At 64.0% G+C, this 13066-nt stretch carries 17 protein-coding genes; 9 read left to right on the forward strand and 8 right to left on the reverse strand.

Annotated features, from left to right (window positions below; translation table 11 throughout):
* The first annotated feature begins 64 nt into the window (after positions 1–64).
* The 3 genes from RBJ75_RS01595 to sseA all read left to right on the forward strand — a co-directional run bounded on the left by RBJ75_RS01595 (position 65) and on the right by sseA (position 2842).
* Complete coding sequence (locus RBJ75_RS01595) at positions 65–1240, forward strand: vWA domain-containing protein (RefSeq protein ID WP_044415855.1); 1176 nt, start codon at positions 65–67, stop codon at positions 1238–1240.
* A 202-nt stretch (positions 1241–1442) separates the two neighbouring features.
* A complete protein-coding gene (locus RBJ75_RS01600) occupies positions 1443–1868 on the forward strand; it encodes a rhodanese-like domain-containing protein (protein WP_044415853.1) in 426 nt (141 codons plus the stop codon).
* Positions 1869–1984: 116 nt separating this feature from the next.
* The gene (sseA, locus tag RBJ75_RS01605) at positions 1985–2842 is read left to right on the forward strand and encodes a 3-mercaptopyruvate sulfurtransferase (protein WP_044415852.1); all 858 of its coding nucleotides are present in this window, start codon (positions 1985–1987) and stop codon (positions 2840–2842) included.
* A gap of 7 nt (positions 2843–2849) precedes the next feature.
* Here sseA and RBJ75_RS01610 read toward each other — a convergent pair whose 3' ends face one another.
* Complete coding sequence (locus RBJ75_RS01610) at positions 2850–3827, reverse strand: hypothetical protein (protein WP_160297965.1); 978 nt, start codon at positions 3825–3827, stop codon at positions 2850–2852.
* 497 nt (positions 3828–4324) lie between these two features.
* Between RBJ75_RS01610 and RBJ75_RS01615 the strand changes: the two genes are divergently transcribed.
* Positions 4325–5440, forward strand: coding sequence for a L,D-transpeptidase (locus RBJ75_RS01615; protein WP_044415848.1), 1116 nt, complete (start codon positions 4325–4327; stop codon positions 5438–5440).
* 188 nt (positions 5441–5628) lie between these two features.
* Here the strand turns inward: RBJ75_RS01615 and RBJ75_RS01620 are convergent, their stop codons facing one another.
* A complete protein-coding gene (locus RBJ75_RS01620; RefSeq protein WP_044415847.1) occupies positions 5629–5841 on the reverse strand; it encodes a hypothetical protein in 213 nt (70 codons plus the stop codon).
* A 229-nt stretch (positions 5842–6070) separates the two neighbouring features.
* Between RBJ75_RS01620 and ettA the strand changes: the two genes are divergently transcribed.
* Complete coding sequence (ettA, locus tag RBJ75_RS01625; protein WP_044415845.1) at positions 6071–7720, forward strand: energy-dependent translational throttle protein EttA; 1650 nt, start codon at positions 6071–6073, stop codon at positions 7718–7720.
* Positions 7721–7730: 10 nt separating this feature from the next.
* Here ettA and RBJ75_RS01630 read toward each other — a convergent pair whose 3' ends face one another.
* From RBJ75_RS01630 to RBJ75_RS01645, 4 genes are all read right to left on the reverse strand, one after another.
* Positions 7731–8132 carry a type II toxin-antitoxin system VapC family toxin gene (locus RBJ75_RS01630; RefSeq protein ID WP_044415843.1) on the reverse strand — a complete coding sequence of 134 codons (402 nt, stop codon included), beginning with the start codon at positions 8130–8132 and terminating at the stop codon, positions 7731–7733.
* Complete coding sequence (locus RBJ75_RS01635; protein WP_044415841.1) at positions 8129–8386, reverse strand: AbrB/MazE/SpoVT family DNA-binding domain-containing protein; 258 nt, start codon at positions 8384–8386, stop codon at positions 8129–8131. Before RBJ75_RS01635 ends, RBJ75_RS01630 begins: the two co-directional genes overlap by 4 nt.
* A gap of 76 nt (positions 8387–8462) precedes the next feature.
* Positions 8463–8726, reverse strand: coding sequence for a BrnA antitoxin family protein (locus RBJ75_RS01640; protein ID WP_044415840.1), 264 nt, complete (start codon positions 8724–8726; stop codon positions 8463–8465).
* Positions 8707–9012, reverse strand: coding sequence for a BrnT family toxin (locus tag RBJ75_RS01645; RefSeq protein WP_044415838.1), 306 nt, complete (start codon positions 9010–9012; stop codon positions 8707–8709). The genes RBJ75_RS01640 and RBJ75_RS01645 overlap by 20 nt, the downstream gene beginning before the upstream one ends.
* 204 nt (positions 9013–9216) lie before the next feature.
* Here RBJ75_RS01645 and tam point away from each other — a divergent pair, with 204 nt between their 5' ends.
* From tam to RBJ75_RS01665, 4 genes are all read left to right on the forward strand, one after another.
* Positions 9217–9987 (forward strand): trans-aconitate 2-methyltransferase, encoded by a 771-nt coding sequence (gene tam / locus RBJ75_RS01650; RefSeq protein ID WP_044415836.1) that lies wholly within the window; start codon positions 9217–9219, stop codon positions 9985–9987.
* A gap of 63 nt (positions 9988–10050) precedes the next feature.
* Positions 10051–10251, forward strand: coding sequence for a hypothetical protein (locus tag RBJ75_RS01655; protein ID WP_044415834.1), 201 nt, complete (start codon positions 10051–10053; stop codon positions 10249–10251).
* Between the two features lie 122 nt (positions 10252–10373).
* Complete coding sequence (locus tag RBJ75_RS01660) at positions 10374–10961, forward strand: TIGR00645 family protein (RefSeq protein ID WP_044415832.1); 588 nt, start codon at positions 10374–10376, stop codon at positions 10959–10961.
* Between the two features lie 20 nt (positions 10962–10981).
* Positions 10982–12199, forward strand: a complete 1218-nt coding sequence (locus RBJ75_RS01665; RefSeq protein ID WP_044415830.1) for a lytic murein transglycosylase — start codon at positions 10982–10984, stop codon at positions 12197–12199.
* A gap of 89 nt (positions 12200–12288) precedes the next feature.
* On the opposite strand, the gene RBJ75_RS01670 is transcribed toward RBJ75_RS01665, so the two are convergent.
* Together RBJ75_RS01670 and RBJ75_RS01675 are read right to left on the reverse strand one after the other, a co-directional pair.
* Positions 12289–12588 (reverse strand): hypothetical protein, encoded by a 300-nt coding sequence (locus tag RBJ75_RS01670; RefSeq protein WP_044415829.1) that lies wholly within the window; start codon positions 12586–12588, stop codon positions 12289–12291.
* A gap of 177 nt (positions 12589–12765) precedes the next feature.
* Complete coding sequence (locus RBJ75_RS01675; RefSeq protein WP_276156490.1) at positions 12766–13065, reverse strand: hypothetical protein; 300 nt, start codon at positions 13063–13065, stop codon at positions 12766–12768.
* Position 13066 lies beyond the last annotated feature (1 nt).

Consider the following 13066-nt stretch of genomic DNA (forward strand, 5'->3'; position numbering starts at 1 on the left):
AACTCCGCACTGCGGAATATCTCTGACACTTGACGAATGCGCGCGTCCGGGCAACGTTGAAGCCATGTTCCTGCAATTTTTCACATCGCTGCGCGACGCCCAGGTGCCGGTCACCTTGCGTGAATATCTGACGCTGATGGAGGCGCTCGACGCCGACCTCGCCGGACAGTCGGTCGAGAATTTCTACTATTTGTCGCGCGCCGCCCTGGTCAAGGACGAGCGCAATCTCGACAAGTTCGACCGCGTGTTCGGCACCGTGTTCAAGGGGCTGGAAAGCCTGCTCGAGGGCATGGAGAAGGCGGAGATTCCGGCCGAATGGCTGAAAAAGCTGGCGGAGAAATATCTCACCGAGGAAGAAAAGAAGCAGATCGAGGCGATGGGCTGGGACAAGCTCATGGAGACGCTGCGCGAACGCCTGAAGGAACAGAAGGAACGCCACCAGGGCGGCAATAAATGGATCGGCACCGCCGGCACCTCGCCATTCGGCGCCGAGGGCTACAACCCGGAAGGCGTCCGGATCGGCCAGGACAAGAGCCGGCACCAGCGCGCCGTCAAGGTCTGGGACAAGCGCGAATTCAAGGATCTCGACGGCAATGTCGAGCTCGGCATCCGCAACATCAAGGTGGCGCTGCGGCGCCTGCGCAAATTCGCCCGCACCGGCGCGCCGGACGAACTCGATCTCGACACCACGATCAAGGAGACCGCCAATCACGGCTATCTCGACGTCCACATGCGCCCGGAGCGGCGCAACGCCGTCAAGGTGCTGGTGTTCTTCGATATCGGCGGCTCGATGGATTCCCACGTCGCCCAGGTCGAGGAATTGTTCTCGGCGGCGAAGACCGAATTCAAGCACATGGAATATTTCTACTTCCACAATTGCCTCTATGAGGGCGTGTGGAAGCAGAACCGCCGCCGCTTCACCGATCGGACCCCGACCTGGGACGTGCTGCATAAATTTCCGCACGACTACAAAGTCGTGTTTGTCGGCGACGCCTCGATGAGCCCCTACGAAATCATGGTGCCGGGCGGCTCGGTCGAACACGTCAATGAGGAGGCCGGATCGGTCTGGCTGGAACGGGTGACGCAGACCTATCCGCACGCGGTGTGGCTCAATCCGGTGGCGCAGCGGCACTGGGACTATTCGGAGAGCACCACCTTGATCCGCCGACTGTTCTCCGAGCGCATGTTCCCGCTGACGCTGGAAGGTCTCGAAGGCGCGATGAAGGAATTGGTGCGGTAACTTGCGTGAGAAATGAAAACAGGAAGCGACACGAGTGAAGCCTTCACCTCTCCCTTTGGGAGAGGTCGGCGCGAAGCGCCGGGTGAGGGGTTGCGACCTAACGATAGACCGTAACCCCTCACCCCAACCCTCTCCCAACGGGAGAGGGGGCGCGCTGCCGGTGTGGCCAATTCATCGGGACAAACAAACCAAGGTTCAAACAATGCCCCAGCAAATCACCCGCGGCATCAAGGCGCTGCTCGACGAGGCCAATGCGCAAATCGAGACGCTCAGCGTCAAGGACGCGATCGCGATCCATCAGGCCGGTGCTGACGCAGACGTGGTGATCGTCGACATCCGGGATCCGCGCGAGGTCGAGCGCGACGGGCGGATTCCCGGGGCGTTTTCCTGCACCCGCGGCATGCTGGAATTCTGGATCGATCCGGAAAGTCCCTATGCCAAGCCGGTGTTTCAGGCCGACAAGAAATTCGTGTTCTTCTGCGCCGGCGGCCTGCGCTCGGCGCTGGCGGCGAAGACCGCGCAGGACATGGGGTTGAAGCCGGTGGCGCATATCGAGGGCGGTTTCGCCGCCTGGCGCGACGCCGGCGGCCCGGTCGAGGCCTTTGTGCCGAAACATCCGAAGGGCTAACACACGGCGTCGCCGGCGGGCTTGACCCGCCTGCCGATCATCTTTGAAACAGGATGCGTCGCCGGACTCCTTCCGGCACGACGCCTTTGACCGCGGCAATGCCTAAGGACCTCACCATGACATCGCAAGACGATCCGCTGGTTTCCACCGACTGGCTCGCCGCCCATCTGGATGATCCCAAGGTCAAGATCATCGACGCCTCGTTCAAGATGCCGGGCGTCCTGCCGCTGCCGATCGACGATTATCTGGCCGCGCATATTCCGGGGGCGGCGTTGTTCGACGTCGACGCGGTGTCGGATCATGGCTCGCCATTGCCGCATATGTATCCCGATGCCCGCCAGTTCGCCCGCGATGTCGAAGCGCTGGGCATCTCCTCCGGCGATATTGTGGTGGCCTATGATTCCGGCAGCTGGGTCGCCGCGCCGCGCGCCTGGTGGATGTTCCTGTCGTTCGGCTACGCCAATATCCGGGTGCTGGACGGCGGCTTGAAGAAATGGCGGGCCGAGGGCCGCGCCACCGAATCCGGCAAGGTGTCGCCGACGCCGGGGCGGTTCAGCGCGACACTCGATCCCGGCTTTGTCCGCAGCCAGGCGCAGCTGGTGGCCAATCTGCAGTCGGGGATCGAACAGGTGATCGACGCCCGCGCCGCCAATCGCTTCGAGGGCAGCGTCGCCGAGCCGCGACCGGGGCTGCGCGCCGGCCACATTCCGGGCAGCCGCAACCTGCCTTACAATGAGTTGATCGATCCGGTCAGCGGCGCCATGAAGCCGCTGGACGCATTGCGTCAGGCGTTCGAGGCCGCGGGCCTGGATCTGGCGCGGCCGATCGTCACCAGCTGCGGTTCCGGCGTCTCGGCGGCGGTGCTGACGCTGGCGCTGGTCCGGCTCGGGGTGCGCGGCTCGGCGCTCTATGATGGGTCGTGGTCGGAATGGGGCCTGCTCGACGGCCCGCCGGTGGCAACCGGCCCGGCCTGAGCGCGGATCAGCCTGGCGGTAGGCCGAACGGATTTGAAATTGGCGCCTGCGCGGCGGCGGGACGCACGCTGCGCGTCCGGGTGACGCGACGTCGGGGTTTTGTGGCGCGCCGCGCCCGCTTTGATTTTTTAACGACGGGCTTGATGACCGGCTTGGCCGCGACTGCGGTGCTCGCGGTTTCGCTGCTGGACGCCACCTGGGCTGATGCCGATGGCCGCGCGGAGGGCGCGGCAACCGGCGTCGGAATCGCCGCGGGCGGTTCGATCGGACTGGGCTGCGCGGTCTCGGGGGCGGCAGCGACGGCGGTTGCTGCAGGCGGGGCCGGGGGAACCGATGCCGCCGCATGGTCGGTCTGAATTTGCGGATCGGGCTGCGTCGGCAGCGCGGATTGCGCCGGTTCCGGCGCGGCCGTTTCGGGTTTTGTCGGCCCTGAAGGAGCTGCCGCTTCGATTGCCGGTCCCGGCGATTCGCTGGGCGCGGCTTCGGATTGCACCGGGGCCGGCGGTCCCATCGCGGCCAATTCCGGCGTGTTCGGCGCGGTCGTCACCAGCGCCGAATTGGCTTGTTGCGACGCCTCCGGCTCGGGCGTGACCGCCGCGATGGCGGGTTCGGAGATGGCCGGGCTTGGGGCGTCGGGCGTGACGTCGGCCGGCTGTGCAGCCTGGGAGTCGTGGAGCGCAGCGGAATGCTCTGCGGGTGACGGTTGCGCGGGAGCGGGGAGGCTGGTCGTCTCGGCTGGCGCGACCGGCTCTGGCTGGGCCGCGGCTGGCGGCGTCGGCGCGGTTGATTCCACGGCCGGCGGAGTGTCGACCCGCAGCATGCTCAGCGTCGGCGCAAGGGTCTGGTTCTGCCGGGCGAACAGGGCGGTCGGCGCCGCGCGCATCGCGGGAAGGTTAACGAATTGCTCATGCGCCGCGCGCAGCAGGGCCGCGGCGCCAAGGCCAAACACAAGCATCGAGACCGACAGGACGATGGCAGCGAACAAAAACCGGAATCCGGGAAGCATCGGCAGTATTCCAACTTCGCTGGACATCACGAAGCGTCTTGAGCAACGAAAACGCGGTGACAATACTGAAGCGCACCCAACGGCAGCCGAGACGCAGCAAGGTGCCGCGAATCAGTCAATTCGAGGATAGCGCAACGACTCACGCTCGCTTGCGAAAAATTGCCGCGGGTTTTCGATGAATAACGCGGCAAAGCCTTGCGATCGGCGCGTGGTGTGACGCGAAGCGGTGCGAAAACCTTAGCAACGTGCCAGAATGCCGGATCGCGCCGGCTGACCTGGATGTTTGTAACAGGCGGGCAGGCGGATCGAATCGGGACGGCGGGGTGTGGCCTATTTGGCGCAACCGAAGCGAAACGGGCTCCGCCCGCCGATTTGATCCGATTTTGACGCGATTGCGCCGCGAGCGTCTTGAATGTGCCGCGATCGTCCGGCATCTCGTTAATGATCCGGTGTCGACTTGGGCTTATGATCGAATAATGATGAATTCACGCATTTTAACGCTATTGGCGACCGTCGCGGCTGTGGCCGCAGGGATTTCTGCAGCTGCTGCGCAGGGTTATCCTGCGACGCCTGGCTCATACGCGACCGCGCCCGCGGCCTATCCGCCGGAATATGGTCGCGGCCCCGGCTCGATTCCCGACTTCGATGCGCTGGACGATGCTGACGCCACGCCAGGACGCCCGCAAGGCACGGTGTCACTGTCGCCGCCGGGTCCGGTAATGTCGCCTGACGACCCGCGTTATGGCCGCCCGATGGCGTCGCCGCCGGTTTATTCCGACCGCGCCCCGCAGGGCCCGGTTATGTCGCCCGATGATCCGCGCTATGGCCGCCCGATGGCCGCGCCGTCGGTGATCTATTCGGATCGCGCGCCGGGTGACGATGGTCGTGGTCCGCAACAAGCCCCGGGCTCCCAGCAAAGCACGACCGGGTCGCTGCAGCAGCCAATCGGCAGCGACGGCAGGCCCATGGTGATGTCGGCACTGCCGGCCGACGATCAGCCGGAGGCGGAAAGCAACGCCGATAAATTGGCGCCGAATCTGCGCCGGCAGGAAGTTTCGTTCGTCACCAAGGAGCCGGCCGGCACCATCGTTGTCGATACGGCGAACACCTATCTCTATTACATACTCGGCAATGGCCGGGCGATGCGTTACGGCGTCCGCGTCGGCCGCGACGGCTTTACCTGGAAGGGCGTCGAGAAGATCACCCGCAAGGCCGAATGGCCCGATTGGCACCCGCCGACCGAGATGATCGAGCGTCAGCCCTATCTGCCGCGCTTCATGGCCGGTGGCCCCGGCAATCCGCTCGGCGCCCGCGCGATGTATCTCGGCTCAACGGTGTACCGGATTCACGGCACCAACCAGCCCTCCACGATCGGAAAATTCGTATCCTCGGGCTGCATCGGAATGCTGAACGAGGACGTTTCCGACCTGTTCGAACGGGTCAAGGTCGGAACCCGCGTCGTGGTGTTGCCGGGCACTCCGCCGGCCCAGACCACCACCGCCTCGGTTCAGCAGGTTCAGGGGCAGGGATCGGTTCCCGGCACCCAGCCGACCTCGGTTGCGCCGCTGCCGGCCCCGGTGACGATCCGCTGATCCACCCACAACTTTGATCCACGCGCAAAGACGCCGCCATCCCCAGGATGGCGGCGTCTTTGCGTTAGGCTTTGCCGGAATTGAGGCTAAAGCAATTCCGGTCCTGATCGATCAGAATCGGGGCTCTGGATTGTTGTTTTGACGCGTTTTCTTCACGCGACCCGGTACCCACTTGGCTCGAAAACGCTTTAAGGCTGGCGCTTGCGCTTGCCGACGCCGTCGTGCTTGGCGTGCCACGCCGGACCGGGACCGCGCATGTAATGCTGCTCTGGGCGATAGGGATTGAACGCCGCGACGAAGAAGAGCCGCCAGAACTCGCGAATCTCCTGCGACACGCGCGGCCGCGCCTGCTGCTGCTCGTTGTTGGCGGGGGGATGGGCGGTCGAGGTCGCGGTAGCCATGGCTTCTGCCGATTCCGATAGATGGTTTGGGCCGCGAAGGCTTTGCGGCACTTAATCAGTCTTCAATGAAGTGCTTAAGAACCGGTTTGAATTGCGGCGATCGGGCGCTCTGATGCCGATAGGCTGAACGATTGCTTAACGGTCGTTTGCTCGGGTTGCCCTTTGCCGGCCGCGTCGCTACATCAGCAGCAACCCAATTTCCACACATCCGATGTTTCCAAGGATCACGATGGCTCGCCAGTTCGTCTATTTCATGCAGGATCTGTCCAAGACCTATCCGACCCGTAAAGTGCTGGATAACGTCCATCTGTCGTTCTACCCGGACGCCAAGATCGGCGTGCTCGGCGTCAACGGCTCCGGCAAATCGACGCTGCTCAAGATCATGGCCGGGCTCGACAAGGAATATACTGGCGAGGCCTGGGTCGCTGATGGCGCACGGGTGGGCTATCTGGAGCAGGAGCCGCAGCTCGATCCCGCGCTCACGGTGCGCGAGAACGTGATGCTCGGCGTCGCCAAGCAGAAGGCGATCATGGATCGCTACAACGAACTGGCGATGAATTATTCGGAAGAAACCGCCGACGAGATGACCAAGCTGCAGGACGAGATCGAGGCCCAGGGCCTGTGGGATCTCGACAGCAAGGTCGACCAGGCGATGGACGCGCTGCGCTGCCCGCCCGACGACGCCGATGTAACGAAACTCTCGGGCGGCGAGCGCCGCCGCGTCGCGCTGTGCAAGCTGCTGCTCGACCAGCCCGATCTGTTGCTGCTCGATGAGCCGACCAACCATCTCGACGCCGAAAGCGTGTCGTGGCTGGAAGGCCATCTGCGCAACTATCCGGGCGCGATCCTGATCGTCACCCATGACCGTTACTTCCTCGACAACGTCACCAGCTGGATTCTCGAGCTCGACCGCGGCAAGGGGATTCCCTATGAGGGCAATTACTCGTCCTGGCTGAAGCAGAAGCAGAAGCGGCTGGTGCAGGAGGGCCGCGAGGACGCCGCCCACCAGAAGACGCTGGAGCGCGAGCAGGAATGGATCGCCTCGTCGCCGAAGGCCCGGCAGGCCAAGTCCAAGGCGCGCTACACCCGCTATGAGGAGCTGCTGCAGAAGGCCAGCGACAAGCAGACCCAGACCGCCCAGATCACCATCCCGGTGGCCGAGCGGCTCGGCCAGAACGTGGTCGATTTCGAGGGCCTGACCAAGGGCTTCGGCGATCGCATCCTGATCGACAATCTCACCTTCAAATTGCCGCCCGGCGGCATCGTCGGCGTGATCGGCCCGAACGGCGCCGGCAAGACCACGCTGTTCCGGATGATCACCGGGCAGGAAAAGCCGGACCAGGGCACGATCACCGTCGGTGAGACCGTGCATCTGGGCTATGTCGACCAGTCACGCGACAGCCTCGATGGCAAGAAGAACGTCTGGGAGGAAATCTCCGGCGGCAACGAGCTGATCCTGCTCGGCAAGAAGGAAGTCAATTCGCGCGGCTATTGCTCGTCGTTCAACTTCAAGGGCGGCGACCAGCAGAAGAAGGTCGGCTCACTGTCAGGCGGCGAACGCAACCGCGTGCATCTGGCCAAGATGCTGAAATCCGGCTCCAACGTTCTGCTGCTCGATGAGCCGACCAACGACCTCGACGTCGACACGCTGCGCGCGCTGGAAGAAGCGCTGGAAGACTTCGCCGGCTGCGCCGTGATCATCAGCCATGACCGCTGGTTCCTCGACCGCATCGCCACCCATATCCTGGCCTTCGAAGACGACAGCCATGTCGAATGGTTCGAAGGCAATTTCCAGGACTACGAGAAGGACAAGATGCGCAGGCTCGGCCAGGATTCGGTGATCCCGCACCGGGCGAAGTACAAGAAGCTGACGAGGTAGGCCGAGCGCGCTACCCCGGCGCAATCAGTTCGACGTCGGGAAAGTAGCGCCGGTAGCGACCGGTGTCGCGGGTCAGGATCGGAACTTTCCCCGCGGCTGCGTGTGCTCCGATGAAGAAATCGGCGAGGATGCTGGTCCGAATGCCGCCGGATCGGCGATAGTCGTTGAATGTCTGGCCGGCGATGTAGAGGGCTGACTTGGGAAGCCATTCGAAGTGAAGGTCGAGCAAGTCGATCGCCGCATCGAGTTTCTGCTGGCTCGTATAGCGCGCGGATAGTTCGGCATAGACGATTTCGTTGATCAACAGCAGTCCATGCAGCGACTGCTGTCGCAATGCTGCGGCCGACCACAACTGCCAATTTCGATCTGCCGACAAGATGTCGATCAGAATATTGGTGTCGACCAGCGTCATTTTTCGTAGTCGTCGGCGGGGTCGCCTCGCAATTCGCGCATGATCTCATCCGTCGTTCCACCGCCGATCGGATAGCGTTTTGCGATCGCCTGTAGCCTCTTGAGATACGCTGCCTCGGAGCCGGATTTTCCGATGTAGATTCCGCCCGACGCGGTGTTGCGGACTTCGACCTTGTCGCCCGGCTGGATGCCGGCGGCGTCGCGCACCTTCTTGGGCAGCGTCACCTGACCCTTGGTGGTCACGGTCGTTGTCATCGAATGTCTCCGTATGACGATTTCAAAAAATAATACCGGGGCGTTACACCGTCAATCGGCGTCTTTGGTGGCGTGCCTACCCAACCTTCTCCGCCAGCCAGATCTTGATCAGCGACAGATACGGCACGTCGCGCTTGTTGGCGGCGATCTTGATCTGCTCCAACAGACCGACCGGCAGCCGCAGCGAGATCGCGGTGGTGGACGGCTTGAGGTTGGGGAAGCGGACAGTAACGGCCTTGCTGAGATCGAAATAGTCAGCGGTGTCGTGTGACTCCCAGAAGGCGCGTTCTTCGGCCTCGGTGGCGAATGCTGGGATTGGCTTAAACTTCTTCTTTGCCACAGCGCGCGCGCTCCGTGGCGCTCATCGGTCGCGCGGAAATGATCCGCACCAGGGTATCGTCGTTACGCAAAGTGAAACTGACCTGGAAGAGCCGCCCGCCATGGGTTTTCCCGTAGCCATGATGTCGCGGCTCAATGCGGCTGTGGATCGGGTCGTGCAATAGCAGCAGCGGCTTGTTCATGAAGACCTGCTCCGCTGCCGCTTGGCTGATGCCATGCTTGTCGACGCTCTTGCGGGCACTGCCGGCATCCCAATCGAACCCAACAATTCGATCCAGATCAATCATAGGATGTATAGTGCCAACATATACAATTTGCGTCAACGCGGGCCGTGTCTGGTGCTGGGTGCCGGGGCGCAGCCGCGAGCGCGAGCGGTTTGCCGTTCACCCAACAGTCAGGCGACCTCAGCCACGGTGATTGCGATCTTGCCGCCTTGCGATCCCCAAGGGCTTGGCATAATTGCTTGACCGAGTTGAGGATGGGACGAATTGATGGCCGATTGGAGTGCCGAACAATATCTGATGTTCGAGGACGAGCGCACCCGCCCGGCGCGGGATCTGCTTGCGCAGATTCCGATTCAGGACGCGCGCAAGGTTGCCGATATCGGCTGCGGGCCGGGCAATTCGACGGCGCTGTTGGTGGCGCGCTGGCCGCAGGCCTCGGTGATCGGCGTCGACACCTCCGCCGACATGCTGAAGCAGGCGCGGGAGCGGCTGCCGGAGCATAAATTCATCGAGGCCAATGTGGCGCATTGGGCGCTGCCGGCGGGGACCGACGTGGTCTTCGCCAACGCGGTATTCCAATGGGTTCCGGATCATCTCAAACAGCTCAAGCGGCTGATCGGCGGGCTTGCCGACGGCGGCGTGCTGGCGGTGCAGATGCCCGACAATCTCGACGAGCCGTCGCACATCATGATGCGCGAAGTGGCGTTCCAGGAACCCTGGCGGTCGCAATTGGCCACGGCCGCCGAGCTGCGCGACGCGCTGCCGAAGCCGGGCGTCTATTACGATGCGCTGCGGCCGCTGTGCTCGCGGCTCGAGATCTGGCACACCGTCTATAATCACGCGCTCGACGACGCCAACGCGATCGTCGAATGGGTCAAGGGCACCGGGCTGCGGCCGTTCGTCGAGCCGCTCGATCTGCCCGAGCGCAAGGCCTATCTGGCGGCCTATACGGCGCGGATCGCCGCCGCCTATCCGCCGCAGGCCGACGGCAAGGTGCTGCTGCGGTTTCCGCGGATCTTCATCGTGGCGATCAAGTGAGCGCCGCCGTTTGTTCACAGCGCCGTCCCGCCGTGTTATGTCTTGGCCGAATGCGGTTGGGCCATGCCGGACATCGACAGCATCGTTCTTGAGCAATTGCGCCATATCGGCGGCGCCCTTGATGGCCTGCGTGACGATATGCGTGAGGTCAAGCAGCGGCTCGGCATTCTTGAGAGCCAATATGCCAGCATTTCAAATCGGCTGGACCGCATGGACCTGCGCATCGAACGGATCGAACGCCGCCTGGATCTGACGGACGCATGAGCGCTTTGCGGCAAGCTGCGGTGACAAGCTGCGGTGAAACGCCGCTAGGGCGCAGCTCGACAGAATCGGTCAAACCTCCCAATTGAGGTTCGTCGCGAATCCCCCAACCGGAGCTACCGCGTATGTCGATGACGCCCGAAACACCGCTGCTGCCGAAGGGCTTGCCGTTGCGCCCGATCCCGATGCTGATCTTCGGCTCGCGCTGGCTGCAGCTGCCGCTTTATGTCGGGCTGATCGTCGCCCAGGGCATCTATGTGGTGCTGTTCCTCAAAGAGCTGTGGCACCTGCTGCTGCATTCGTTCGATTTCAGCGAGCAGCAGATCATGCTGGCGGTGCTGGGGCTGATCGACGTGGTGATGATCTCCAACCTGCTGGTGATGGTGATCGTCGGCGGTTATGAGACCTTCGTGTCGCGGCTCAATCTGCAGGGCCATCCGGACGAGCCGGAATGGCTCAGCCACGTCAATGCCAGCGTGCTCAAGATCAAGCTGGCGATGGCGATCATCGGCATTTCCTCGATCCATCTGCTGCGCACCTTCATCGAGGCCGGCGCGCTGGGCTCCGCCACCAGCAACTACAATCAGGCCGGGGTGATGTGGCAGACCATCATCCACACCGTGTTCATCCTGTCGGCGATCGGCATCGCCTATGTGGACCGGCTGTCGACGCTCGCCGTCGAGGAGGCCAAGGCGCAGGCGGGGCACCATTGAGCCGGGCGCGGGCCGCGGCATTGCGGATCGGCGCGGTCGTCGTGCTGGCGCTGCTGTGCGCGCCGGCCGCGCGCGCCGCCGATGCCGGCTTCACCGCCTTCATCGCCTCGCTGTGGCCGCAGGCGCGCGAGGCCGGGGTGCCGCGCGCCACTTTCGACGCGGTGACCAAGGGGCTGACGCCGGACTACAAATTGCCGGATTTGTTATTGCCGGGCCGGCCCGCCACCGGCGCGCCGTCGCAGGCCGAATTCGTCCAGGTGCCGGCGGATTATGTGAAGGAATCCCGCATCACGCGACTCGCCGCCGATGGCCAGCGGCTGCTGCAGAAGCATCGCCGGACGCTGGCGGCGATCGAGCAGCGCTTCGGCGTGCCGGCGACCGTGGTGCTGGCGATCTGGGGCCGCGAGAGCGATTTCGGCCGCTACCGGATGCCCTATGACGCGGTCCGGGTGCTGGCGACCCAGGCCTATGTGGGCCGCCGCAAGGAGCAGTACCGCGGCGAATTCATTCTGGCGCTGAAGATCATCGGCGAGGGCGATGTGGCGCGCAAGGACATGCGCGCGTCCTGGGCCGGCGCCACCGGGCTGACCCAGTTCCTGCCGTCGGAATTCTACAAGCACGGCGTCGATTTCGATGGCGACGGCCACGTCAATATCTGGACCTCGGTGCCGGACGCGCTGGCCTCGGCGGCGCAGCAACTCGCCAACAAGGGCTGGCAGCCGGGCCTGCGCTGGGCCTATGAGGTCCGCGCCCCGGCCAATGCGGATTGCACCCAAGGGGTCCCCGAAATCACCAAGCCGATCGGGCAGTGGCTGCGCGAGGGCTTCGTGCCGGTGCGCGGCGAGCGGCTGAGCGCGGCCGAGCAGGCGCAGCCGGCGTCGCTGCTGCAGCCGGAAGGCAGCTACGGCCCGGCGTTCCTGACCACCAAGAATTACTTCGTGATCAAGCAGTATAATTTTTCCGATCTCTACGTGCTGTTCGTCGGCCATCTCAGCGACCGCATCGCCGATTCGAAGCCGTTCGCGACGCCGTGGTCGGCGTCGAAGCAGATGCGCACCCGCGATGTCGAGACCATGCAGCGCCACCTGACGCGGCTCGGGCTGTACGCCGACAAGGTCGACGGCAAGGCCGGCATGCAGACCCGCGCGGCGCTCGGTGCCTTCCAGAAATCGGCGAAGCTCAAGCTGGATTGCTGGCCGAGCGCAACCGTGCTGCGCGCGATCGAGGCGGCACGCTAAGCCGGCCGGGCCAAAACAAAACCCGGCCGAAGCATCGGCCGGGTTCGTGACAATTCAGTGGGGTCTGTGAGGACCGGCCGAGAGCCTGATCAATCGCAGACTTCGACCGGGCGGCTGCGCCAGACGCCGCGATAATCGTCCCAGAACCGCTGGCGCACGACGCGGCATTCCGGCTCTTCGACATAGACAGGGGCGGGGGCGCCATAGACCGGCGCGCCATAGGCCGGGCGGCTGTTGGCGAGGGCGCCGCCAAGCAGGGCGCCGCCGATCAATCCGCCAGCAACGCCGGCAGCGATACGGCCGCCATCAGCCTTCGCGGCCGGGACGGCAGTCGCCAGCGAAGCGGCGATGGTCGCGATCGCAAGCAGGGCGGAAATTGTCTTCTTCATTAAAGGCACTCCTGAGATGGCGCCACGACCGGCGCGGGTGAAGGCTAGGCGCGAAACAGACTCAATTGCACCAAATGGCTCGCAACCGTCAATTGGTGGTAAATCGCTGCGATTGTGTTGACCGAAAAGATGTTTTTTTCAGGCCGCAACCACCTGAAATCGCCAGATCGGTCGGTTTCAGCCGCAAACCCGGACCCGGCGGATGCGCCAGCCGTAGCCGTCCCAGAACCGCTGCCGCTGCCAGTAACAGCTACCGTAATACCCGTATCCGGGTTCAACCACATAGGCCGGCCGGCGGTAATAGCCGTAGCCGGGGCCGTAATAGCCCGGGCCGGCCAGCGCGCCGCCCAGGATCGCGCCGCCGAGCAAGCCGGCGGCAATGCCGGCGCCGAGGCCGCGCTGGGCGTGGGCCGGCGCTGCCATCGCGGTCACCGCCAGGGTCGCTGCGGCAGCGATTGCCATCAATGACTTTTTCATG

Origin of the sequence: Rhodopseudomonas sp. BAL398 (genome assembly GCF_033001325.1) — a bacterium.
In the GTDB taxonomy this organism is placed as follows: domain Bacteria; phylum Pseudomonadota; class Alphaproteobacteria; order Rhizobiales; family Xanthobacteraceae; genus JARJEH01.

What these genes read in the sequence shown, in the direction of transcription:
- RBJ75_RS01595 (WP_044415855.1), top strand. Translation starts at nt 65, where the DNA reads ATGTTCCTGCAATTTTTCACATCGCTGCGCGACGCCCAGGTGCCGGTC.
- RBJ75_RS01600 (WP_044415853.1), top strand. Translation starts at nt 1,443, where the DNA reads ATGCCCCAGCAAATCACCCGCGGCATCAAGGCGCTGCTCGACGAGGCC.
- sseA (WP_044415852.1), top strand. Translation starts at nt 1,985, where the DNA reads ATGACATCGCAAGACGATCCGCTGGTTTCCACCGACTGGCTCGCCGCC.
- RBJ75_RS01615 (WP_044415848.1), top strand. Translation starts at nt 4,325, where the DNA reads ATGATGAATTCACGCATTTTAACGCTATTGGCGACCGTCGCGGCTGTG.
- RBJ75_RS01620 (WP_044415847.1), bottom strand. Translation starts at nt 5,841, where the DNA reads ATGGCTACCGCGACCTCGACCGCCCATCCCCCCGCCAACAACGAGCAG.
- ettA (WP_044415845.1), top strand. Translation starts at nt 6,071, where the DNA reads ATGGCTCGCCAGTTCGTCTATTTCATGCAGGATCTGTCCAAGACCTAT.
- RBJ75_RS01630 (WP_044415843.1), bottom strand. Translation starts at nt 8,132, where the DNA reads ATGACGCTGGTCGACACCAATATTCTGATCGACATCTTGTCGGCAGAT.
- RBJ75_RS01635 (WP_044415841.1), bottom strand. Translation starts at nt 8,386, where the DNA reads ATGACAACGACCGTGACCACCAAGGGTCAGGTGACGCTGCCCAAGAAG.
- RBJ75_RS01645 (WP_044415838.1), bottom strand. Translation starts at nt 9,012, where the DNA reads ATGATTGATCTGGATCGAATTGTTGGGTTCGATTGGGATGCCGGCAGT.
- tam (WP_044415836.1), top strand. Translation starts at nt 9,217, where the DNA reads ATGGCCGATTGGAGTGCCGAACAATATCTGATGTTCGAGGACGAGCGC.
- RBJ75_RS01655 (WP_044415834.1), top strand. Translation starts at nt 10,051, where the DNA reads ATGCCGGACATCGACAGCATCGTTCTTGAGCAATTGCGCCATATCGGC.
- RBJ75_RS01660 (WP_044415832.1), top strand. Translation starts at nt 10,374, where the DNA reads ATGTCGATGACGCCCGAAACACCGCTGCTGCCGAAGGGCTTGCCGTTG.
- RBJ75_RS01670 (WP_044415829.1), bottom strand. Translation starts at nt 12,588, where the DNA reads ATGAAGAAGACAATTTCCGCCCTGCTTGCGATCGCGACCATCGCCGCT.
- RBJ75_RS01675 (WP_276156490.1), bottom strand. Translation starts at nt 13,065, where the DNA reads ATGAAAAAGTCATTGATGGCAATCGCTGCCGCAGCGACCCTGGCGGTG.